The sequence below is a fragment of the Micropruina sp. genome (assembly GCF_047607385.1).
Classification (GTDB): Bacteria; Actinomycetota; Actinomycetes; order Propionibacteriales; family Propionibacteriaceae; genus Micropruina.
Window position 1 is genome coordinate 1 of record NZ_JASGDE010000157.1, and the last position, 22,680, is coordinate 22,680.

At 70.3% G+C, this 22,680-nt stretch carries 22 protein-coding genes, 1 tRNA gene and 1 pseudogene; 20 read left to right on the forward strand and 4 right to left on the reverse strand.

Annotated elements, in window-relative coordinates; genetic code table 11:
• Together QM582_RS13830 and QM582_RS13835 are read right to left on the reverse strand one after the other, a co-directional pair.
• Positions 1-195 (reverse strand): 2-oxoglutarate dehydrogenase E1 subunit family protein (locus QM582_RS13830; RefSeq protein WP_415085317.1); only part of this gene is annotated, 195 nt, incomplete at its 3' end.
• A gap of 322 nt (positions 196-517) precedes the next feature.
• Positions 518-592: transfer RNA gene (locus QM582_RS13835), tRNA-Arg, on the reverse strand.
• Positions 593-723: 131 nt separating this feature from the next.
• Between QM582_RS13835 and lysA the strand changes: the two genes are divergently transcribed.
• The 3 genes from lysA to thrH are packed head-to-tail and all read left to right on the forward strand — an operon-like array spanning position 724 to position 4,068.
• Positions 724-2,127 (forward strand): diaminopimelate decarboxylase, encoded by a 1,404-nt coding sequence (gene lysA, locus QM582_RS13840; protein ID WP_415085319.1) that lies wholly within the window; start codon positions 724-726, stop codon positions 2,125-2,127.
• A gap of 30 nt (positions 2,128-2,157) precedes the next feature.
• Complete coding sequence (locus tag QM582_RS13845) at positions 2,158-3,459, forward strand: homoserine dehydrogenase (RefSeq protein ID WP_415085321.1); 1,302 nt, start codon at positions 2,158-2,160, stop codon at positions 3,457-3,459.
• Between the two features lie 3 nt (positions 3,460-3,462).
• Positions 3,463-4,068: a bifunctional phosphoserine phosphatase/homoserine phosphotransferase ThrH gene (thrH, locus tag QM582_RS13850; RefSeq protein ID WP_415085323.1), complete on the forward strand. Its 606-nt coding sequence runs from the start codon at positions 3,463-3,465 to the stop codon at positions 4,066-4,068.
• Here the strand turns inward: thrH and QM582_RS13855 are convergent.
• Entirely contained in the window at positions 4,043-4,702 is a 660-nt protein-coding gene (locus tag QM582_RS13855; RefSeq protein WP_415085325.1) for an HAD family hydrolase, read from the reverse strand. The two genes, thrH and QM582_RS13855, sit on opposite strands and share 26 nt — an antisense overlap.
• A 75-nt stretch (positions 4,703-4,777) precedes the next feature.
• On the opposite strand from QM582_RS13855, the gene QM582_RS13860 reads away from it, so the two are divergent.
• The 3 genes from QM582_RS13860 to QM582_RS13870 all read left to right on the forward strand — a co-directional run bounded on the left by QM582_RS13860 (position 4,778) and on the right by QM582_RS13870 (position 10,259).
• Positions 4,778-5,992, forward strand: a complete 1,215-nt coding sequence (locus QM582_RS13860; protein ID WP_415085327.1) for a glycosyltransferase 87 family protein — start codon at positions 4,778-4,780, stop codon at positions 5,990-5,992.
• 268 nt (positions 5,993-6,260) lie between these two features.
• Positions 6,261-8,096 (forward strand): transcription termination factor Rho, encoded by a 1,836-nt coding sequence (gene rho, locus QM582_RS13865; protein WP_415085329.1) that lies wholly within the window; start codon positions 6,261-6,263, stop codon positions 8,094-8,096.
• 102 nt (positions 8,097-8,198) lie between these two features.
• The gene (locus tag QM582_RS13870; protein ID WP_415085331.1) at positions 8,199-10,259 is read left to right on the forward strand and encodes a HelD family protein; all 2,061 of its coding nucleotides are present in this window, start codon (positions 8,199-8,201) and stop codon (positions 10,257-10,259) included.
• Between the two features lie 57 nt (positions 10,260-10,316).
• Here the strand turns inward: QM582_RS13870 and QM582_RS13875 are convergent, their stop codons facing one another.
• Positions 10,317-11,999: an ABC-F family ATP-binding cassette domain-containing protein gene (locus QM582_RS13875; protein WP_415085333.1), complete on the reverse strand. Its 1,683-nt coding sequence runs from the start codon at positions 11,997-11,999 to the stop codon at positions 10,317-10,319.
• Between the two features lie 214 nt (positions 12,000-12,213).
• On the opposite strand from QM582_RS13875, the gene rpmE reads away from it, so the two are divergent.
• From rpmE to QM582_RS13945, 14 genes and pseudogenes are all read left to right on the forward strand, one after another.
• A complete protein-coding gene (rpmE, locus tag QM582_RS13880) occupies positions 12,214-12,435 on the forward strand; it encodes a 50S ribosomal protein L31 (protein WP_415085335.1) in 222 nt (73 codons plus the stop codon).
• Between the two features lie 91 nt (positions 12,436-12,526).
• Entirely contained in the window at positions 12,527-13,594 is a 1,068-nt protein-coding gene (prfA, locus tag QM582_RS13885; protein ID WP_415085337.1) for a peptide chain release factor 1, read from the forward strand.
• On the forward strand, positions 13,591-14,427 hold the full coding sequence (gene prmC, locus QM582_RS13890; RefSeq protein ID WP_415085339.1) for a peptide chain release factor N(5)-glutamine methyltransferase: 837 nt from the start codon (positions 13,591-13,593) through the stop codon (positions 14,425-14,427). The genes prfA and prmC overlap by 4 nt, the downstream gene beginning before the upstream one ends.
• Before the next feature lie 5 nt (positions 14,428-14,432).
• Positions 14,433-15,089, forward strand: coding sequence for an L-threonylcarbamoyladenylate synthase (locus tag QM582_RS13895; RefSeq protein ID WP_415085341.1), 657 nt, complete (start codon positions 14,433-14,435; stop codon positions 15,087-15,089).
• Positions 15,082-16,182, forward strand: a complete 1,101-nt coding sequence (locus tag QM582_RS13900) for an MraY family glycosyltransferase (protein WP_415085343.1) — start codon at positions 15,082-15,084, stop codon at positions 16,180-16,182. The genes QM582_RS13895 and QM582_RS13900 overlap by 8 nt, the downstream gene beginning before the upstream one ends.
• Positions 16,169-16,624 (forward strand): hypothetical protein, encoded by a 456-nt coding sequence (locus QM582_RS13905; protein WP_415085345.1) that lies wholly within the window; start codon positions 16,169-16,171, stop codon positions 16,622-16,624. The genes QM582_RS13900 and QM582_RS13905 overlap by 14 nt, the downstream gene beginning before the upstream one ends.
• A gap of 52 nt (positions 16,625-16,676) precedes the next feature.
• Positions 16,677-16,871, forward strand: coding sequence for an AtpZ/AtpI family protein (locus QM582_RS13910; RefSeq protein WP_415085347.1), 195 nt, complete (start codon positions 16,677-16,679; stop codon positions 16,869-16,871).
• A 25-nt stretch (positions 16,872-16,896) separates the two neighbouring features.
• Complete coding sequence (gene atpB / locus QM582_RS13915; protein WP_415085358.1) at positions 16,897-17,706, forward strand: F0F1 ATP synthase subunit A; 810 nt, start codon at positions 16,897-16,899, stop codon at positions 17,704-17,706.
• 38 nt (positions 17,707-17,744) lie between these two features.
• Positions 17,745-17,969, forward strand: a complete 225-nt coding sequence (gene atpE, locus QM582_RS13920) for an ATP synthase F0 subunit C (protein ID WP_415085349.1) — start codon at positions 17,745-17,747, stop codon at positions 17,967-17,969.
• A 14-nt stretch (positions 17,970-17,983) separates the two neighbouring features.
• Positions 17,984-18,517, forward strand: coding sequence for a F0F1 ATP synthase subunit B (locus QM582_RS13925; protein WP_415085351.1), 534 nt, complete (start codon positions 17,984-17,986; stop codon positions 18,515-18,517).
• Positions 18,514-19,308: a F0F1 ATP synthase subunit delta gene (locus QM582_RS13930; RefSeq protein WP_415085353.1), complete on the forward strand. Its 795-nt coding sequence runs from the start codon at positions 18,514-18,516 to the stop codon at positions 19,306-19,308. Before QM582_RS13925 ends, QM582_RS13930 begins: the two co-directional genes overlap by 4 nt.
• Positions 19,309-19,350: 42 nt before the next feature.
• Positions 19,351-20,988 (forward strand): F0F1 ATP synthase subunit alpha, encoded by a 1,638-nt coding sequence (gene atpA / locus QM582_RS13935; RefSeq protein ID WP_415085354.1) that lies wholly within the window; start codon positions 19,351-19,353, stop codon positions 20,986-20,988.
• A gap of 3 nt (positions 20,989-20,991) precedes the next feature.
• Positions 20,992-21,900, forward strand: coding sequence for a F0F1 ATP synthase subunit gamma (locus QM582_RS13940; RefSeq protein WP_415085356.1), 909 nt, complete (start codon positions 20,992-20,994; stop codon positions 21,898-21,900).
• Between the two features lie 22 nt (positions 21,901-21,922).
• Positions 21,923-22,680, forward strand: a pseudogene (locus QM582_RS13945) (F0F1 ATP synthase subunit beta); the annotation flags it as partial.

Consider the following 22,680-nt stretch of genomic DNA (forward strand, 5'->3'; position numbering starts at 1 on the left):
CGGCTGGGGCGCCGGCGCGGCCGCCGGCTTCGCCTCGGCCTGGGCGCGCTCGGCGAAGAACCGTTGCCAGCGCGGATCCACCGAGTCCGGGTCTTCGCGGTAGGACTGGTACATCTCGTCGATCAACCAGTCGTTGGCGCCGAATTCGTCGGCTTGCTGTTGGGTCGCCGTCAGATTCTCGGGCGCGAGGGGCACGATCGCCTTCTTCCGTGTCATCTGGGCAGGCGGCAACGCCTGCGCAGCTTCGATGCTACTAAGACTGGCTGGACGGCGAAACCGGACGTCCCGGTGTTGACACTGACATGTCATCGGTTTCGCCGACAGCCGATCGCCGAGCACCCGGTGCGGCGGCGCCGCGGCCGCGGTAGGCGGCGGGCGGCCTCCCCACCAGCCGGGGACACCCGGACGGTGCTGCTCGACCCGGACGGGCATCCGTTCTGCCTGACTTCGGCGGGCCGAGCCCGGAAACGACGAACTCCCGGACGCTTACGCGTCCGGGAGTTTCGGTGCCATCGACTGGCGCCCCCGGCAGGATTCGAACCTGCGCACCCGCCTCCGGAGGGCGGCGCTCTATCCCCTGAGCTACGGGGGCCCGGGCCATCGGGCCGGGCTCGACTGTAGCGCATCGGCACCGCCGTCAACCAATCGGACGCCGGCCCGCCGGCGTCCAGCCGCCGGGAGCGGAGCCGGTCGCCGGCGGTCGTTCTGGCAGAGTGGGGCGCTATGACCCACATGCACGTCGCCGGCTCGATCCATGCCGACGCGACCTCGCCCGCACCGCAGTGGCTGACCCGTCCCGATGACGTGAATGCGCTGACCAAGGAGCTGTGGAGCATCAACACCCGGCGCACCGAGGCCGGTGAGGTGGAGATCGCCGGACGCACCGCGGCGTCCATCATCGAGGAGGTCGGCAGCCCGGTCTACGTGATCGACGCCGACGACTTCCGCTGCCGGGCCCGGCGCTGGCGCGAGGCGTTCGGCGACTGGCAGGTGTTCTACGCCGGCAAGTCGTTCCTGTGCACCACGGTGGCGCGCTGGATCAGCGAGGAGGGCCTCGGCCTGGACGTCTGCTCCGGCGGCGAGCTCGCGGTGGCACTGCGCGGCGGGATGGATCCGGCCCGGATCGGTCTGCACGGCAACAACAAGAGCGACGAGGAGCTGCGCGCCGCGCTGCAGGCCGGGGTGGGCCGGATCATCGTCGACTCCTCCCACGAGATCACCCGGCTGGAGCGGCTGTGCGCCGAACTGGACACCGTCGCCGAAGTGATGATCCGGGTCACCACCGGGGTCGAGGCGCACACCCACGAGTACATCGCCACCGCGCACGAGGACCAGAAATTCGGCTTCTCGATCAACGGCGGTGCCGCCCTGGTCGCCCTGGTCCGCAGCCACCACAGCCCGCACCTGCGGCTGCGCGGGGTGCACAGCCACATCGGCTCGCAGATCTTCGACACCAACGGTTTCGAGGTCGCGGCGCGCCGCACCCTGAAGCTGATCGCCCAGTTCAAGGAGGCCACCGGCACCGAGCTGGGCGAGCTGGATCTGGGCGGCGGCTTCGGCATCGCCTACATCAAAGAGGACACCCCGGCCACCCCCGAGGAACTGGCCGCCGGGCTGCGCAGCATCGTCGAGCACGAATGCCGCGGCTTCGGCCTACAGGTGCCGCTGATGTCGATCGAGCCCGGACGCGCGATCTGCGGCCCGGCCGGCACCGCGCTGTACACCGTGGGCACGGTGAAGGCGGTCGAGATCGGCGCCGGCCAGGCCCGGCGCTACATCTCGGTGGACGGCGGGATGAGCGACAACATCCGCCCGGCGCTGTACGCCGCGGAGTATTCGGCCACCCTGGCCAACCGGGCGAGCAGCACCGGGCCGGTGCTGTCCCGGGTGGTCGGCAAGCACTGTGAGGGCGGCGACATCCTGGTTCGCGACGAATTCCTGCCCGACGACGTCACTCCCGGAGATTTGATCGCGATTCCCGCGGCGGGTGCGTACAGCCGGTCGATGGCCAGCAACTACAATCACGTACCGCGTCCGCCCGTGGTGGCCGTCGCCGACGGCCGGATCACCACCCTGTTGCGACGCGAAACCCTGGACGACCTGCTGGCCCTGGACGCCGGCGCCTGAACACTCGATCCCGAGAAACGAGGACATGCGATGACACCAGCGAAACCGCTCAAGGTGGCCCTGCTGGGCTGCGGAGTGGTGGGCTCGGAGGTGGCCCGGCTGTTGCTGGACAACGCCGACGAGTTCCAGGCCCGGATCGGACGCCGGCTCGAGCTGGTCGGCATCGCGGTGCGGAACCTGGCCAAGGAACGCCCCGGCATCGACCGCGAACTGCTCACCGACGACGCCGCGGAACTGGTCAGCCGGCCCGGCATCGACCTGGTGATCGAGGTGATGGGCGGCATCGAGCCGGCCCGTTCGCTGATCCTGGCGGCGTTCGCCAACGGCGCCTCGGTGATCACCGCCAATAAGCAGCTGCTGGCCCAGGACGGCTCCACCGTCTACTCGGCGGCCGCGGACGCCGGCGTCGACCTGTACTTCGAGGCCGCGGTGGCCGGCGCCATCCCGATCATCCGACCGCTGCGCGAGTCGCTGGTCGGCGACGAGGTGACCGCGGTGAAGGGCATCGTCAACGGCACCACGAATTTCATCCTGGACAAGATGCACACCGAGGGCTCGTCCTTCGACGTGGCACTCGCCGAGGCGCAGCGGCTGGGCTTCGCCGAGGAGGATCCGACCGCCGACGTGGAGGGCCTGGACGCCGCCGCCAAGGCCGCCATCCTGGCCAGCCTGGCGTTCCACAGCCGGGTCAAGCTCGACGACGTGGACTGCGAGGGGATCACCAAGGTGACCGCCTCCGACGTGGCCACCGCGGTCGAACTGGGCTATGTGATCAAGCTGCTGGTGCGTTGCGCGCTGGCTCCGGACGGCTCGATCTCGGTCGGCGTCCACCCGACCATGGTGCCGGCCAACCATCCGCTGGCGAACGTGTCCGGCGCGTTCAACGCGGTGTTCATCGAGTCCCGGCACGCCGGGCAGCTGATGTTCATGGGTCCCGGCGCCGGCGGTTCGCCGACGGCGTCCGCGGTGCTGGGCGACACGGTCACCGCCGCCCGCAACCGGGTGCGCGGGGCGTCCGGCCCGGGTGAGTCGACCTACTCGGCGCGTCCGATCACGCCGCGCGGGCACGTACCGTCCCGGTTCTACGTGTCGCTGAGCGTCGAGGACGAGCCGGGCGTGCTGGCCCGGATCGCCGCCGCGTTCGCCCGCTACCAGGTGTCCATCCAGGCGGTGCGCCAGGAGAGCGAGCTGGACCGTCCGCACGGCCAGGGCGCCAAGCTGGCGATCCTCACCCATGCCGCGCGGGTCGGCGACATGCGGGCCGCGGTCGAGGACCTGCAGGCGCTTCCCGACGTCCGCAGCGACATCGCGCTGATGCGCGTCGAGGGCTGAACCATGCAGATGGCCTGCCTCGATCTGGAAGGGGTGCTGATTCCGGAGGTCTGGATCGCGGTCGCCGAGGCCACCGGCATCGAGGGCCTGCGCCGGACCACCCGCGACGAGCCCGACTATGACGTGCTGATGCGCTACCGGCTCGACCTGCTGGACGCGCACGGGCTGGGCCTGAGCGAGATCCAGCGGGTGATCGGCACCCTCGACCCGATGCCGGGCGCGGTGGAGATGGTGGGCTGGCTGCGGGAGCACTTCCAGCTGATCATCCTGTCCGACACGTTCTACGAGTTCGGCATGCCGTTCATGGCCAAGCTCGGCTACCCGACGCTGCTGTGCCACAAGTTGGAGGTGGACGGCGACAAGATCGTCGATTACACGCTGCGAATGCCCGACCAGAAGCGTGAGGCGGTGCGCCGCTTCCACGAACTGAACTACCGGGTGATCGCCACCGGCGACTCCTACAACGACACCAACATGCTCGCCGAGGCCGACGCCGGCATCCTGTTCCGCCCGCCGGCGAACGTGATCGCCGAGTTCCCGCAGTTCCCGGTCGCCACCGACTACGACCAGTTGCGCGCCGAGTTCAGCAAGGCCGCAGCACCACGCTGAGCAGCTCCTCGATCCGCGGATCGGTCAGCGACGGCACGATCAGGTCGGCGTCGGCGATCGAGCCTTCGACGGCCGGCACCGCCACCAGGTAGAGGCCGGCGGCACGAGCCGCCCGGGCGCCGGTGGGGGAGTCCTCGAAGGCGATGGCGCGGTGCGGGGGCACGTCCAGCAGCTCGCAGGCGCGCAGATAGATGTCCGGCGCCGGCTTGGCCTGCGGCACCTCGTCCCCGGCCACCACGGCGCTGGCCAGCCCGGCCAGTCCGGACGCCTCGATCGCGGCGTCCAGGATCACCCGGCTGCTGTTCGAGGCGATCGCCACCGGCATCGTGGCGCTCAGCGTCCGCAGCAGGGATTGGGCGCCGGGCATGGTGGTCACCCCGGCCCGGAAGGTGTCGATGGCCCGGCGGATCACCTCGTCCAGCACGGCTGCCGGGTCCTCGCCGAAGACCTCGGCCATCACCTGTGCCGAGCCGCCCACCGACATGCCCAGGAACATCTCCCGCTCGGCCACCCCGTAGTCGCGTCCGCGGGAGGTGAACATGGCACCCTCCAGCTCGCCCCAGGCGCCCTCGGTGTCGGCCAACAACCCGTCGAAGTCGAAGACGGCAGCGTGGATCGATTCCGGACGTCGCATGCCCCGACCCTATCGAGGCGCCACGGGACGCGTGGCGGCACGCCGGTGTCGGCGACGGATGGTTAACTTGCGCCCGTGAAAACCGTCGTGCGCCGGGTCGGCTACGTGCTGCTGTTGGCGCTGCCTCCGCTGTTGGCGGCGCTCTGGGCGGGCGCGACGACGATCCCGGGCGGCAGCTTCGAACCCTGGGCGCCGGCGATGATCGACCTGGACGTCTACCGGCGCACCGGCGACCTGGTGCTGCACGGTCAGGACTTCTACAACGTCGAGGCTTGGCTGCCGTGGATCTACCCGCCGTTCCCGGCGCTGCTGGCGGTGCCGTTCGCGGCCGTCCCGGTGGCCGTGGCGCAGGTGGCCTGGCTGGCGCTGAACACCGCCTGCCTGCTAGCCATGCTGTACCGGCTGGGGCTGGTCGGCTGGCGGCTCAGCCTGGCCGCCACGGCGATCATCTGGCTGGTCGAGCCGGTCCGGGAGACCCTGGGCTTCGGCCAGGTCGCGGTCTTCCTGGTCACCGCCGCGGTGCTCGACTCGATGCCCGGGCCGACCGTGTTCCGCCGCCGGCTGCTACCCGAAGGGTGGCTGACCGGGGTCGCCACCGCGGTCAAACTGACCCCGGCCGTGGTCGCGGTCTACAACTTCTTCTCCGGCAAGCAGCGCGCCGGCGTCGTCAGCTTCCTCAGCTTCCTGGCCTGCACGGCGATCGGTTTCGTGGTGCTGTGGGGACCCTCGCTGACCTACTGGGGGCGGCTGCTCTCCGGCGATTCCGGGCTGAACACCGGGATCGTGTTCAAGACCAACCAGTCGGTGCTCGGGGTGTGGACCCGGCAGCTGGGCGAGGCCAGCCGGGGCGGGTTGATCCTGGCCGCCCTGGTGGTGTTGCTCGGCGTGGCCGCCGCCGTGCTGATGCATCGCGCCGGCGAGGTTCCGCTGGCGCTCTGCCTGGCCGGGTTGACCAGCCTGCTGGCATCGCCGATCTCCTGGTCGCACCACTATGTGTGGATCGTCCCGTTCGGCATCGAACTGCTGCGCAACCGGCGGCTGCCGGCCTACATCACGGTGCCCGGGCTGCTCTATTCGGTGTGGACGGCGTTCGCCCCGTTCAAGCTGCTGCCCGGCGACAACAACGTCGAACTGAGCTATCCGCCGCTGCACATGCTGATCGACAACATCGGCGTCTACGTCGGGGTCGGCATCCTGGCCGCCTGCGTGGTGGCGGCGTTCACGCCGTGGGGACGGGACCGCCGGCGGGCCCAGGCGCAGTTGCGGGTCGCCGACACCGTCCCGGTCTGAGGCGGACCTCCGGCACGACGCGCGACCCGCGGTGCGGTGGTCAGGATTTGCCCGATGCAGTGCTAGAGTGATGACGCGCTGTACTTCTCAGCCGTCGCCCCTGACAGATCGGGCGGGACGATCGCACTCGTCGAGGATTCCTTTCATCATTGGCCGTTTGGGCAGATGGATATGTCCGTGATCTGTGCCGGAGATTGCTCGCACTCTCCTTGATGCCTATCCGCGCGCCGGTGACCCCCACCCGCCCGGATGTTCCGAAAGGACCTACGTGACCGACACGATCGAAGCCGCCGCACCCGCTCAGAGCAAGAGCAAGGGGCTCACCGCGATGCTGCTCCCGGAGCTGAAGCAGCTCGGCGCCTCGCTCGGCCTGAAGGGCACCGGCGCCATGCGCAAAAGCCAGCTGATCGACGCCATCCGGGCCGCCCAGGGCGGCGGCTCGGCCAGGCCGGCGTCCGATTCCCGCCCCGCGGCCGACTCGAGGCCCGCGGCGGATACCCAACCCAAGGCGGAGGCCCCGGCCAAGGCCGAGCCGGTGGCGAAGGCGGCGCCCGTCGCCGAGAACGCCGCGTCCGAGCGTCCGCGCAAGGAGCGCGACCGTGGCGAGGCGCAGGCCCCGGCCGAGACGGCCGCGCCGGCGTCCAACGGGGACGCCGCGGACGAGGTGGCCGCCCGCCTGGAAGCGCTGCAGGGCGAGCGAGGACGCCGTCGCCGCAACCGGGGCGGCGCCGACGGCAACGACTCCGGCAGCGAGCAGGCCAACGGGAACCGCGCCGAGGCCGTGGCCGAGCCGACCGTGGACTCCCGTCCGCAGCAGGCGGAGCGCCAGCAGTCCCGCGACGACGACGACTTCGGCAACGGACGCCGCTCCCGCCGCCGGCGCAACCGCGACCGGCAGAACCGCCGCACCAACAACCGGGGCGGCGGCGGTTCGATGGCCGGCCTCGAGGTCGACACCGCGGTCGGCGAGGACGACGTCCTGGTCAACATCAACGGCATCCTGGACGTCCTCGACAACTACGCCTTCGTCCGCACCTCCGGCTACCTGCCTGGCCCGAACGACGCCTACGTCTCGCTGTCCATGGTGCGCAAGTACGGGCTGCGCAAGGGCGACATCGTCACCGGTGCCATCCGGCAGCCGCGCGAGGGGGAGCGCAAGGAGAAGTTCAACCCGCTGGTGCGGATCGACACGGTGAACCTGGAGGCTCCGGAGAAGTCCCGGGACCGTCCGGAGTTCGGCAAGCTGACCCCGCTCTACCCGCAGGAGCGGCTCAAGCTGGAGACCTCGGCGGTCGGCATGACCGGCCGGATCATCGACCTGGTCTCGCCGGTCGGCAAGGGCCAGCGCGGTCTGATCGTCTCGCCGCCCAAGGCCGGCAAGACGCTGATCATGCAGGCGATCGCGAACGCGATCACCCAGAACAACCCCGAGGTGCACCTGATGGTGGTGCTGGTCGACGAGCGTCCCGAGGAGGTCACCGACTTCCAGCGCTCGGTCAAGGGCGAGGTGATCGCGTCCACCTTCGACCGTCCGGCCGACGACCACACCACGATCGCCGAGCTGGCCATCGAGCGGGCCAAGCGGCTGGTCGAGCTGGGCAAGGACGTGGTGATCCTGCTCGACGGCATCACCCGCCTGGGCCGGGCCTACAACCTGGCCGCGCCGGCGTCCGGACGGATCCTGTCCGGTGGTGTCGACTCGGCGGCGCTGTACCCGCCGAAGAAGTTCTTCGGTGCGGCCCGCAACATCGAGGACGGCGGCTCGCTGACCATCCTGGCCACGGCGCTGATCGAGACCGGCTCGAAGATGGACGAGGTGATCTTCGAGGAGTTCAAGGGCACCGGCAACATGGAGTTGCGGCTCCGCCGTGACCTGGCCGACAAGCGGGTCTTCCCGGCCATCGACGTCGCGGCCTCCGGTACCCGCCGTGAGGAGATGCTGTTCAGCCGCGAGGAACTGCAGATCATCTGGAAGCTGCGCCGGGTGCTGTCCAGCCTCGACCCGCAGGCCGCCCTGGAGACCCTGCTGTCCCGGATGCGCAAGACCGAGTCGAACCGCGAGTTCCTGATCCAGGTGACCCGGACCACCCCGTCCGCCAACTGAGCGACGCCCGTCCCGGCCGGACCATCCGGCCGGGACGGGGTTTGTCGGGTGCGGGTTGCGGGGTTAAGCTGGCCGGCCGCCCAGAACCCCGGAGGTCTTGTCATGCCCGTGACCGATGCCCTGACCGAAGCCCGGGAGCACCTGATCGATTCCCGGGCCGCGCTGCGCGCGATGCGGGAGCACACCGCGTCCCTGGAGGCGCTGGCCGGCGACCGGCTGTCGGGGGAGTACCTGAAGCAGGCGCTGTACCGGCGGATGATGGCGCTGCGCGACGACCCCACCACGCCGCTGTTCTTCGGCCGGATCGACTACCGGACCGACGCCGGCGGCGACGAGGACGAGGACTGCTGGATCGGACGGCTGCACGTCACCCGCGAGATGGGTGGCGAGCCGATGGTCTACGACTGGCGCGCGCCGGTGTCGCTGCCGTTCTACCGGGCCAGCCGCACCGAGCCGATGGGGGTCGCGCTGCGCCGCCGCTTCGGCTTCCAGCACGGTGAGATCACCGCCCACGAGGACGAGCAGCTGGCCGGCGCTGCCCGCGACGACGAGCCGTTCGGGCACTCCGACATCCTGGAGTCGGAGATCGAACGGCCCCGGACCGGCCCGATGCGCGACATCGTGGCCACCATCCAGCCCGAGCAGGACCTGATCGTCCGGGCTCCGCTGGAGACCTCGGTGGTGGTGCAGGGCGCGCCCGGCACCGGCAAGACCGCGGTCGGGCTGCACCGGGCCGCCTACCTGCTGTACGCCTACCGCGAGCAACTCAGCCGCAGCGGGGTGATGGTGGTCGGCCCGAACGCCTCCTTCCTGTCCTACATCGGCGACGTGCTGCCCGCGCTGGGCGAGATCGACGCCGCGCAGGAGACCCTGGAGTCGCTGGTCACCCGCTCGTCCGGACGTGCCGTGACCGGCGCCGACGAAGCGTCCGCGGCGGTGCTCAAGGGTGATCCGCGGATGGCCGAGCTGTTGCGCCGCGCGGTCTGGCACGCCATCGTCCAGCCGATCGAGACCCTGGTGGTGCCCCGCGGCTCGGCGCAGTGGCGGATCCCCGCCCATCGCTGCGCCCCGGTGATCGACGAGTTGCGCGGCCGCGGCGTCCGCTATGCCGCCGGACGCGAGATGCTCGCCCAGCGGCTGGCCCACCAGGTGCTGCTGCGGATGGAGGCCGCGGGGGAGTCGCCGGACGACCGGGTGCAGAACGCCGTCGCCCGGTCGCGTCCGGTGAAGGCGTACGTGGACGCCCACTGGCCGGCGCTGGACGCGGTGAAGCTGGTGTTTCGCCTGGTCAGCGACCCGTCCTTCCTGGCCGGGCATGCCGACGGCCTGCTCAGCGCCGACGAGCAGGAACTGTTGCAGCTGCCGCGCGGACGCGGGGCCAAGACGCCGCGCAGTGCCACCGCCTGGCGTCCCAGCCTGGCCGATCTGGTGCTGGTCGACGAGGTCTCCGACCTGCTTAACCGGACGCCGAGCCTCGGCCACCTGATCGTGGACGAGGCGCAGGACCATTCCGCGATGGCGCTGCGCGCCCTGGGCCGGCGGGCCAGCACCGGATCGGTGACCGTGCTCGGCGACCTGGCCCAAGCCACCACCGCCTACGCCACCACCAGCTGGGCGGAGTCCCTGGCCCAGCTGGGCAAGCCGGACAGCACGGTGACCGAGTTGGTGGCGGGCTTCCGGGTGCCCCGGTCGGTGATCGACTACGCCGCCCGGCTGCTGCCCGCGATCGCGCCGAGTCTCACCCCTCCGCATTCGGTGCGCCGCTCCGCCGGCGACTTCCGCGTCGTCCCCGGCGGCCTGACCGTGCTGACGACGGCCGCCGCCGACGCGCTGCGCCAGGAGGGCACCGTGGGCGTCATCGTCGCCGACGATCAGCTGACCGCGACGATCGACGCGCTGGACGACGCCGGCATCGAGTTCGGCGTGCTGGGGGAGGACGAGGAGTCCTTCGACCATCGGCTGGACATCGTGCCGGCCGGCCTGGCCAAGGGCCTGGAGTTCGACCAGGTGGTGTTGTTCGAGCCGGCCGCGATCGTCGCCGCCGAGCCGGACCGGGTCACCGGCCTGCGCCGGCTCTACGTCTGCCTGACCCGGGCGGTTAGCGGCCTGCAGGTCGTGCACGCCGACCCGCTGCCCGTGGAGTTGGTCGGCGACGTGGCTTGAGTCGGACGCGTCCACCGTTGGTCGGGCGTGTCGCATCCGCCGCTGGTCTGCGCGGCTTCAGCGGGCCCGGGCCACCCGTCCCTCGTCCCAGACCGGCTCATCCGATTCGTACACCGAGCCGTCGGCGCCGAAGACCAGGAAGCGGTCGAAACGGCGAGCGAACCAGCGGTCGTGGGTGACCGCGATCACGGTGCCGTCGAAGGCGTCCAGGCCGGCCTCGAGGGCCTCCGCCGACTCCAGGTCGAGGTTGTCGGTGGGTTCGTCGAGCAGCAGCAGGGTGGCCCCGGCAAGCTGCAACAGCAGGATCTGCAGCCGCGCCTGCTGCCCGCCGGACAGTGTCTCGTAGCGCTGCTCGGCGGCCTGGGCCAACTCGTAGCGGTCCAGGGCCCGGGACGCCGGCTCGCGACCCATCCCGTCGCGGTGCTCGTCGCCGCGGTGCAGGATCTCCAGCAGGGTCCGCCCGGTCAGCTCCGGGTGCGCGTGGGTCTGGGCGAACCAGCCGGGACGCACCCGGGCGCCGAGCCGGGCCACGCCGGTGAACGTCACCGGTTCGATCAGCGCCGCGTCGACCGAGGTGTTGTCAGCCTCCGGGGACGATCCGCCGCGGGCCAGCAGCCGCAGGAAGTGCGACTTCCCGGACCCGTTCGATCCGAGCACCGCGACCCGGTCGCCGTACCAGATCTCGGTGCTGAACGGCTTCATCAGGCCGGTCAGCTCCAGGTTCTCCACCACGACGGCGCGCCGTCCGGTGCGTCCGCCGGTCAGCCGCATCGAGACCTGCTGCCGCAACGGCACGGCCTGCGGCGGCCCGGCCCGCTCGAAGCGTTCCAGCCGGGTGGTCGCCGACTGGTAGCGGGACGCCATGTCGGAGTTGAAAGCGGCCTTCTGTTTGTACATCAGCATCAGCGCGCGCAGTTTGGCGTGCTCCTCGTCCCAGCGCCGGCGCAGTTCCTCGAACCGGGCGAAACGTTCCCGGCGCGCCTCCGCGAAGGTCGCGAACCCCTTGCCGTGCACCCACAGCGTGTTGCCGGCCGCACCCAGTTCCAGCGCGACGATCTGGGTGGCGGCCCGGGCCAGCAGCTCCCGGTCGTGACTGACCAGCAGCACCGTCTTGACCGTGGCCCGCAGCTGCTCCTCGAGCCAGCGCTTGCCGGGGACGTCCAGATAGTTGTCCGGCTCGTCCAGCAGCAGCACCTCGTCCGGGCCGCGCAGCAGCACTTCCAGCGCCAGCCGCTTCTGCTCGCCACCGGACAGCGTGTCCACCGCACGCCACTTGGCCCGCTCGTAGCCGATCCCCAGCGCCTCCTGGCAGCAGGCGTCGAAGACCACCTCCTGGTCGTAGCCGCCGGCGTCGGCATATTCGGCGAGCGCCTCGGCATAGGCCAGCTGCACCGGCTCCGAATCGTCCTCCATCAGCGCGAGCTCCAGGGCGTCCACGGCGGCCGCCGCGGCGGCGATCCGGGGCGGGGACAGCGACAGCAGCAGATCGCGGACGTTGCTGTCGTCGCGCAGGCTGCCGATGAACTGGCGCATCACGCCCAGCCCGCCGGAGCGGGAGATCGAACCCTCGGACGGCTGGACGTCGCCGGCGACGATCCGCAGCAGGGTGGTCTTGCCGGCCCCGTTGGCGCCGACCAGGGCGACCACGGCACCGTCGCCGACCCGGAACGAGACGTCCAGCAGCAATGGACGTCCGTCGGGCAGGTCGAAGCAGACCCCGGACAACTCGACGTGACCCATGGCTGGAGGCTATCGGTCGCCGCCCGCACCGGCCTCGTCCGCGACAGGGCAGCCGGACACCGGCGAGTGGGCCGGGAATAGCCCGTGGATCACCGGCGTTTTGCCGTCGTCCAGCCCGATCGGGCAGAATGGACGGTCGTTGCCGGTTCACGCCAGGGGTCCCATCCAGCCCCACTTCCCATTCGGGCGACCCGGCACAGAACAAGGAGCTCACATGAAGCAGGGAATCCATCCCGATTACCAGGAGACCCAGGTGACCTGCACCTGCGGCAACACCTTCACCACCCGCAGCACCGCGAAGAACGGCGTCATCCACGCCGAGGTCTGCGCGGCCTGCCACCCGTTCTACACCGGCAAGCAGAAGATCCTCGACACCGGCGGCCGCGTGGCCCGGTTCGAGCGTCGTTACGCCAAGAAGCCGGCCGGCAAGAAGTAGCCAGGCAGAGCGCCGGAGCCGCACAGGCTCCGGCGCTTCGTCGTCCCACCGCCCACCGGGGCGCCGCCCATAGGGGAGAGGCCACCACCAGATGTTCGAGGCAACCGACGGCCTGCGGGCCGAGTTCGCGGAACTGGAGCAGCGGCTCGCCGACCCGGCCACCCACGCCGACCTGGCGCTGGCCCGCAAGACCGGACGCCGCTACGCCGAACTCACCCCGATCGTCAAGGGCCTGGACGCCTACGACCGGCTCAGCGACGACCTGGCCGCGGCCCGGGAACTCGCCGCCGACGACCCGTCCTTCGCCGAGGAGGCCGACAGCCTGAGCGCCGAACTGGACGAGGTGACCGCCCGGCTCACCACCCTGCTGGCCCCGCGCGATCCGCACGACTCCTCGGACGCGCTGATGGAGATCAAGTCCGGCGAGGGCGGCGAGGAGTCGGCGCTGTTCGCCGCCGACCTGTTCCGGATGTACAGCCGCTACGCCGAGTCCCGGGGCTGGGCGGTCGAGGTGCTGGACAGCCAGGAGACCGATCTGGGCGGCTTCAAATCCATCACCCTGGCGATCAAGGCCAAGGGCACCGACCCGGACAACTTCCCCTACGGGGTGTTGAAGTTCGAGGGCGGCGTGCACCGGGTGCAGCGGGTGCCGGTCACCGAGACCCAGGGCCGGGTGCACACCTCCGCGGCCGGCGTGCTGGTGATGCCCGAAGCCGAGGAGACCGAGGTCGACATCGACCCCGACGACCTGCGCATCGACGTCTACCGCAGCTCCGGCCCGGGCGGCCAGGGCGTCAACACCACCGACTCGGCGGTCCGGATCACCCACCTGCCCACCGGCATCGTGGTCAGCTGCCAGAACGAGCGCTCCCAGCTGCAGAACAAGGAGTCGGCGATGCGGATGCTGCGCGCCCGGCTGGTCGCCGCCGCCGAAGAGGCCGCCGCGGCCGAGGCGTCCGCCGCCCGCCGCTCCCAGGTGCGCACCGTCGATCGCTCGGAACGGATCCGCACCTACAACTTCGGCGAGAACCGGATCGCCGACCACCGGATCGGCTACAAGGCCTACAACCTCGACTCGGTGCTGGCCGGCAACCTGGGCGGCGTGATCGACGCGCTGCAGGCCGCCGACCTCGCCGAACGCCTCGAAGGCATCGGATGACCTCGGCGTCCGGGCTGCTCCGCGCCGCGACCCGGCGGGTGCCGGACGCCGACGCCCGGCTGCTGCTGGCCCACGCCCTGGGCGTCCCCACCTCCCGGCTGCTCACCCTCGGCGCCGTCGACGACGAGGCCGCCGCCCGCTTCGAAGACCTGCTCGGACGCCGGGCGACCGGCATCCCGGTGCAGTACCTGACCGGGACGGCGCCGTTCCGGCACGTCGAGGTCGCGGTCGGTCCCGGGGTGTTCATCCCGCGTCCGGAGACCGAGACGATGACCGGCTGGGCACTGGACCGGCTGGCCGAGGCGGGGGAGTCGCCGCTGGTGGTGGAGCTGTGCGCCGGTTCCGGCGCCATCTCGCTGGCCATCGCCGACGAGTTCCCCACCGCCCGCCAGTACGCCGTCGAGCTCAGCGAGGACGCGGTGGGCTACGCCGTCCGCAACCTGGCCGGCACCGGCGTCGAGCTGATCCAGGCCGACATGGCCGACGCCCTGCCCGAACTGGACGGCACCGTCGACCTGGTCATCGCCAACCCGCCCTACGTCCCGCTGGAGGCCTACGACGGCATCCCGGCCGAGGTCCGCGAGCACGAGCCGACGCTGGCGCTGTTCTCCGGCGCCGACGGGCTGGACGCGATGCGGGTGCTGGCCGGCGTCGCCGCCCGGCTGCTGCGTCCGGGCGGCTGGGTCTGCGCCGAACACGCCGAGGTGCAGCACAGCTCCGCGCCGGCGGTCTTCGTCGGCCACGGCGGGTTCGACCAGGTCCGCGACCGGCCCGACCTCAACGACCGTCCGCGGTTCGTGACGGCCCGTCGCATCGCGACGGTGGCAGGATGACCTTCGTGACCGACCAGCAGGCCCCGCAACGCTTCGACTGCGCCACCCAGGCCGACCAGGCGATGGACGCCGCCGAGCAGGCCGTCGCCGCCGGCGCCTGCATCGTGCTGCCCACCGACACCGTCTACGGGATCGGCGCCAACGCCTTCGACGCCGCCGCCGTCCAGGGCCTGCTGGACGCCAAGCAGCGCGGCCGGGACATGCCGCCGCCGGTGCTGGTGGCCGAGACCTCGATGCTGCGCTCGCTGGCCAGCGGGCTGACCCGCGAAGGCCTGGCGCTGGCCAAGGCGTTCTGGCCCGGCGCGTTGACCGTGGTGGTCACCGCCCATCCCGATCTGCGTCTCGATCTGGGCGACCGGGGCAACACCATCGCCGTCCGGGTGCCCGATCACGAGTTCACCCGGGCGCTGCTGCGCCGCACCGGACCGCTGGCGGTGTCCAGCGCCAACGTCAGCGGACGTCCCGCCGCGCACACCGTGGACGAGGCGCTCGAGCAGCTCGGCGACAGCGTCGCGGTCTACCTGGACGCCGGCGAGGCCAGCGGCCCGGTGCCGTCCACCATCGTCGATCTGACCGGCGAGCCGCGGATCCTGCGGGAGGGCCGGCTGACCCGCGAGCAACTGGCGCAGGCCGTCCCCGGCTTGTTCGGCGACGATGCGTGAATACGCCCTGGTCCTGCTGATCGCCGCGGGAGTGACCTACCTGCTGGCCGGGCTGTGCCGCCGGCTGGCCTTCCGGTTCAACGCGGTCGCCATCGTCCGCGACCGGGACGTGCACACCCGTCCGATCCCGTACTTCGGCGGCATCGCGATGCTGTGCGGGGTGGCGGCCGCCTTCATTGTGGCCACCCAGCTGCCCTGGCTGGGCCGCTTCGACCTGGTCGGCCACGACAGCCGGGCGGTGCTGATCGGCTCGGCGGTGATCTGCGCGGTCGGCGTGATCGACGACATGTTCGACCTGAACGCCCTGGCCAAGATCGCCGGCCAGATCCTGGCCGCCGGCATCGTGGTGATGAACGGCGTCAAGATGTACTGGATCCCGCTGCCCGGCACCATCGTCAGCCTGGACGACGCCGCCTCGATCGCGCTGGCGGTGGTGCTGATCTTCCTCTGCGTCAACGCGATCAACCTGATCGACGGGTTGGACGGCCTGGCCGCCGGCGTGGTCGCGATCGGGTCGCTGGCCTTCTTCGTCTACGCCTACTGGCTGAGCTACGAGCAGGAGCTGGTCCGGGCCACCACCGGCAGCCTGGTCACCGTGGTGACCGTCGGGGTCTGCCTGGGCTTCCTGCCCTACAACGTGCACGCCGCGCGGATGTTCATGGGCGATTCCGGTTCGATGCTGCTGGGCTTCCTGATGGCCACCTCGGTGATCAGCCTCACCGGCCAGCTGGATCCGTCCCAGATCGCCGTCGAGGGGTCGGGCCTGGCGATCAACGCCTACCTGCCGCTGATCCTGCCGCTGGCGGTGATGGCGCTGCCGCTGGGCGACCTGATCCTGGCCTACGTGCGGCGCACCATCGCCGGCCGGCTGTGGTTCCAGGCCGACAAGCAACACCTGCACCACCGGATGCTGGAACTGGGCCATAGCCATCGCCGGGCGGTCGCGCTGCTGTGGCTGTGGACGGCGCTGCTCGCCTTCGGCGCGGTGGTGATCGGGATGACCTCCGCGCCCTGGGCGATCGCGGCCCTGGTGGCCGGGGTGCTGGTCGCGGCCTGGCTGACCTGGAAGCCGGTGCGTCATGGCGCGGCCTGACCCCCGTCCGGCCAGCCCCAACGTGCGGCGGGCCCGGCAGCTGCTGGCCGGCGGCGCCACCGGGGGACACGCCGCGGCGCTGATCGTGATCGGGGTGCTCTTCTTCGTCCGCGGCCCGGAGTCGCTGGCGTCCTCGGGACTCACCGCGCTGGCCGTGCTGGCCTTCTTCGGGATCGGTCAGCTGGTCCAGATCTGGGTGGCGGACGCCGCCCCGCAGATCGTGCTGACCGCGGCGCTGGGCTCCTACGCCTTCCGGGTCGGGCTCCCGGCGATCGCCCTGATCGCCATCTCCAGCGATCCGGAACGACTCGCCCAGATGGACCGCGTGGCGGTGGCCGTGACGGCGATCGTCGTGGTATTGGGCTGGCTGGCCGCCGAGATCTGGACCTTCTCCCGGCTCCGGATCCCGGTCTTCGATCCGCCTCGAAACGACCCCCGCTAGGGCGTTGGGCGGTGGCTCCGGCCAGTAGGTAACTGATAGAGTCACCGAAGTCATGGAGGGGCGCGACGGCATGGACCAGGGCCTGCGGGTGCTGAGCTATCTGTTGTCAGGGCCGCTTTTCTATGGCTTTCTCGGTTGGTTGGCTGACCAGTGGCTGCATACCTCTCCCTTGTGGATGGTGATCGGCATCCTGGTCGGCATGGCGGCCGGGATCTATTTGGTGGTGAAGAGGTACGGACGACCGTGAAGTCGAACCAGGAGGTGCGATGGGCCTGCTCGGCCTGATCATCCCGATGGAGGGCGGTGGCGCGGACGACGCCCACCACTGGCCTCCGGGGGTGCACAGTTTCGACCCCAAGCCGCTGTTCCCCGATGCCGGCATGGACTGGCTGAACACCTATCTGCTGCAGGCCGTGATCGGCGCGGCGCTGGTGATTCTGCTCTGGCTCTGGCTGGCCAAGGACCACAAGGTGGTCCCGGGCTTCAAACAGTGGGTGGGTGAACAGCTGTACAACTTGGTGCGCAACGGCATCGGGCGCGAGGCGCTCGGTCCCGACTACCGCAAATTCACCCCGTACCTGGTGGCGCTGTTCTCCTTCATCCTGGTGAACAACCTGTTCGGGCAGTTCTTCCTGACCATGTTCCCGACCTTCTCCCGGGTGGGTTACGCCTACGGTCTGGCACTGCTCAGCTACGTCGCGTACAACGCGGTGGGCATCGCCAAGCACGGCCTGGGCGGCTATCTGAAGATGATGACCATGCCCAAGGGCGTGCCGGGGCCGTTGTACGTCATCATCATCCCACTCGAGATCCTGTCGAACTTCATCGTCCGGCCGGTCACCCTGGCCCTGCGACTCTTCGCGAACCTGTTCGCCGGTCACCTGGTGGTCATCGTGTTCGTGGTGGGCGGCACGCTGCTGCTGGAGCAGTCGAGCGTCCTCTACACCATCGCCGGTGGCGCCTCGCTGCTGATGGCCTTCCCGATTTTCGCCCTCGAACTCTTCGTGGGCGCCCTGCAGGCGTACATCTTCACCGTGCTCACCGCACAGTACGTCGCATCGTCCCTTGCCGAAGACCACTGACCAACACCGACTGACAAACCCTCCGAAAGGAAAACGCAATGCTCCCCATCCTGGAGATCACCGGCTCGCTCAACATGATCGGCTACGGCCTGGCCACCATCGGCCCGGGCATCGGCGTCGCCATGGTGTTCGCGGCCGTGATCAACGGCACCGCCCGCCAGCCTGAGGCCCGCGGCGCGCTGATGAGCACCGCCTGGATCGGCTTCGCCGTGGTCGAGGCGCTGGCCATCATCGGCATCGCGCTCGCGTTCGCCATTCAGTGATCGGATCCGTTCCGATGACCACGATTCTGGAGATCGACCTGGGGCCGCTGCTGCCGGCGTTCCCGGAGTTCGTCGCGGGCATCGTCCTGTTCGGCATCATCTGGTACGTGCTGGCCAAGAAGGTCGTCCCGGCGTTCGAGAAGACCTACCAGGAGCGGTCAGCGGCCATCCGGGGCGGGATCGAGCGCGCCGAGAAGGCACAGGCCGAGGCCGCCGCGGCACTCGAGGAGTACCGCGCGCAGCTGGCCGGCGCCCGTGAGGAGGCCAGCAGCATCCGCGAGGACGCCAAGGCCCAGGGTGCCCAGATCATCGCCGAGATGCGCGCCAAGGCACAGGAAGAGGCCGACCGGCTGCTCGCCCAGGCCAAGGCGCAGATCGAGGCCGAGCGGACCCAGGTTGTCGAGCAGCTGCGCGGCGAGATCGGCGGCCTGGCGACCAGCCTGGCCGGCAAGATCGTCGGCGAGTCGTTGGAGGACGACGACCGGGCCCGGCGCACCGTCGACCGGTTCATCGCCGACCTCGAGGCGAACAGCACGGAGCGGGTATGAGCAACCTGCTGCAGACCAGGCTGAGCGAACTGGACGGGGTGCTGGACTCGGTCCAGGCCACGCCGCAGGTCGCCGACGAGCTGTTCGCCGTGGTCGACCTGCTCGACCGGCAGCCGGCTCTGCGTCGCGCGCTGACCGATCCCGGTGCCGATAGCGGCGCCCGGGAGGGTCTGCTGCAGGCGCTCTTCGGGCACCGGCTGTCCGAGGCCGCCACCACCGTGCTGCGGGCCGCGGCCGGTGAGCGCTGGGGGACGCCCTCGGGGCTGGCCGCGGCACTGGAACGCCAGGCGGTGCGTGCGGTGCTGAGCACCGCCCAGCAGGCCGGCGCCCTGGACACCGTCGAGGACGAGTTGTTCCGGTTCGAGCGGCTGGTGGCCGGCGATGCCGGGCTGCGCGCCGCGATCGGTGACCGAACCGCTCCGCTGGAGGCCCGCCGTCGGCTGGTCGGCGACCTGCTGACCGGACGGGCCGACGCCGCCACCGGGATGCTGGCCGCTCGCGCGGTGGGCGCCCGGGAACGCAGCTTCGAGCTGACCGTCGCCGGCTACCTGACGCTGGCCGCCGCGCTGCGGCAGCGGGCGCTGGCCAAGGTGGTGGTGGCTCGTCCGCTGACCCCCGAGCAGCATGACCGGCTGGCTGCGGTGCTGAGCCGGCAGCTGGGCCGCGAGGTCAGCCTGCAGGTCGTGATCGACCCCGAGGTGATCGGCGGCGTCCAGGTCACGGTCGGCGACGAAATCATCGAAGGAACCGTTGCCGGCCGACTGCACGACGCTCGCCGGCAACTCGCCTGAACGACCCATCTCCCGCAACGAACACAGGACAAGGACCAACTAATGGCGGAACTGACTATTCGTCCCGACGAGATCCGGGAAGCCCTGGAGAAGTTCGTGACGAGCTTCTCCACCGAGGCGGCCGCTCGCGAAGAGCTGGGCACCGTTGCGGTCTCCGGCGACGGCATCGCCAAGGTCGAGGGCCTGCCGTCGGCGATGGCCAACGAGCTGCTGGAGTTCGAGAACGGCACCCGCGGCATCGCGCTGAACCTCGACGTCCGTGAGATCGGCGTCGTGGTGCTGGGCGACTCCGAAGGCATCGAGGAGGGCCAGACCGTCAAGCGCACCAACGAGATCCTCTCGGTGCCGGTCGGCGACGGCTACCTGGGCCGGGTGGTGGACGCCATGGGCAACCCGATCGACGGCCTCGGCGAGATCACCGACCTGGAAGGCCGCCGCGCCCTGGAGCTGCAGGCCGCCGGCGTGATGGACCGGCAGAGCGTGAAGGAACCGCTGCAGACCGGCATCAAGGCGATCGACTCGATGACCCCGATCGGCCGCGGCCAGCGGCAGCTGATCATCGGCGACCGCAAGACCGGCAAGACCGCCATCGCGATCGACACCATCATCAACCAGAAGGCGTTCTGGGAGACCGGCGACCCGACCAAGCAGGTGCGCTGCATCTACGTCGCGATCGGCCAGAAGGGCTCGACCATCGCCTCGCTGAAGCGGGTGCTGGAAGAGGCCGGCGCGATGGAGTACACCACCATCGTGCACGCCCCGGCGTCCGACCCGGCCGGCTTCAAGTACATCGCTCCCTACACCGGCTCGGCCATCGGCCAGCACTGGATGTACAACGGCAAGCACGTGCTGATCGTCTTCGACGACCTGACCAAGCAGGCCGAGGCGTACCGGGCGATGTCGCTGCTGCTGCGCCGCCCGCCGGGTCGCGAGGCCTACCCGGGCGACGTGTTCTACCTTCACTCCCGCCTGCTGGAGCGCTGCGCCAAGCTCTCCGACGAGCTCGGCGGCGGCTCGATGACCGGTCTGCCGGTGATCGAGACCAAGGCCAACGACGTCTCGGCCTACATCCCGACCAACGTGATCTCGATCACCGACGGCCAGATCTTCTTGCAGTCCGACCTGTTCAACGCCAACCAGCGGCCGGCCATCGACGTCGGCATCTCGGTCTCCCGAGTCGGCGGCGACGCGCAGGTCAAGGCGATGAAGAAGGTGTCCGGCACGCTCAAGATCGGCCTGGCCCAGTACCGCGACATGCAGGCGTTCGCCATGTTCGCCTCCGACCTGGACGCCACCTCGCGGCGCCAGCTGGAGCGCGGCGCCCGGCTCACCGAGCTGCTCCGGCAGCCGCAGTACACCCCGTTCCCGGTCGCCGAGCAGGTGGTCAGCGTCTGGGCCGGCACCAACGGTCACTTCGACGACATCCCGGTGACCGACGTGCTGCGGTTCGAGAGCGAGCTGCTCGACTACCTGCGTCGCCGCACCGACCTGCTCACCACGATCGCCGAGACCGGCAACTGGGACGACGACACCGCCAACGCCGTGGTGAAGGCGATCAACGAGTTCAAGGGCCAGTTCGAGCGCAGCGACCGCAAGCGGGTGGTGGCCGAAGAGCGGGGGCACAAGCCGCTGAGCCGTGAGGACATCGGCGTCGAGACGATCGAGACCCAGAAGGACTGATCGATGCCTGCCAGTTTGCGTGAGTTGCGCCAGCGCCGGAAATCGGTGGCGGCCACTCAGAAGATCACCCGGGCGATGGAGTTGATCGCGGCGTCCCGGATCATCAAGGCGCAGCGTGCCGCCGAGGCCGGCGAGCCGTTCATCACCGAGTTGATCCGGGCCGTGTCCGCGGTGGCGACCTATTCCCGCGACCCCCACCCGCTGACCCAGTCCCAGGGCCCGGTGCGGCGGGCGGCGATGCTGGTGATCACCTCCGACCGGGGCATGAACGGCGCCTACTCGGCCAACGCGATCAAGACCGCGGCCCGGCTGCGTGAGCGGCTGGAGCGCGACGGTGTCGAGGTGGTCCGCTACGCCGTGGGTCGCAAGGCCATCGCGTACATGAAGTTCCGCAACCTGCCGATCCGGCAGATGTGGGAGGGCTTCTCCGACTCGCCGACCTTCGAGAAGGCCGAGGAGATCGCGGACGCGCTGATCGCCGACTTCCTCACCCCCTACGAGGACGGCGGGGTGGACGCCATCTACGGCGTCTACACCCGGATGAACTCGATGATCGCCCAGGAGGTCCGGGCCCGCCGGCTGCTGCCGCTGGAGATCGTCGAAGGGGTGCACGAGCCGACCCAGGGCGAACTGCTGCCGCTGTACGAGTTCGAGCCCGACCCCGACACCGTGCTGGACACGATGCTGCCGATGTACGTCCGCAGCCGGGTGTGGTTCTACCTGCTGCAGTCGGCGGCGTCCCAGCTGGCCAGCCAGCAGCGTGCGATGAAGTCGGCGACCGACAACGCCAACCAGCTGATCGAGCGTCTGACCCGCGAGGCCAACCAGGCCCGCCAGGCGGAGATCACCCAGGAAATCAGTGAAATCGTGGGCGGCGCCGGCGCGCTCGCCGACGCGGCCGCCCAGGACTAGGGCACGAGACGAGAGTGGATCAATGACCGTGACACTGGACAGCAACACCGCCACCGACGACACCCAGGGTGCCGTCGGCCGGGTGGCTCGGGTGATCGGCCCGGTCGTCGACGTGGAGTTCCCCGCCGACCAGATGCCCGACATCTACAACGCCCTGCTGATCGACATCGACGCCGGCGACGAGAGCCGCACCATCTATGCCGAGGTGGCGCTGCACGTCGGCGACAACATGGTGCGGGCCATCTCGCTCAAGCCGACCGACGGCATGCGCCGCGGCTCGAAGGCCGTCGACACCGGACGTCCGATCTCGGTGCCGGTGGGCGACGTGACCAAGGGCCGGGTGTGGAACGTCACCGGTGAGTGCCTCAACGAGGATCCTTCCGGCATCGAGATCACCGAGCGCTGGCCGATCCACCGGCTGGCCCCGAAGTTCGACGAGCTGGAGCCCAAGACCGAGATGCTGGAGACCGGCATCAAGGTGCTGGACCTGCTCACCCCCTACGTCAAGGGCGGCAAGATCGGCCTGTTCGGCGGCGCCGGCGTGGGCAAGACGGTGCTCATCCAGGAGATGATCTACCGGATCGCGCACAACTTCGGCGGCACCTCGGTGTTCGCCGGCGTGGGGGAGCGGACCCGTGAGGGCAACGACCTGATCCACGAGATGATCGAGGCCGGCGTCATGAAGGACACCGCGCTGGTCTTCGGCCAGATGGACGAGCCGCCGGGCACCCGGCTGCGGGTGGCGCTGTCGGCGCTGACCATGGCGGAGTACTTCCGCGA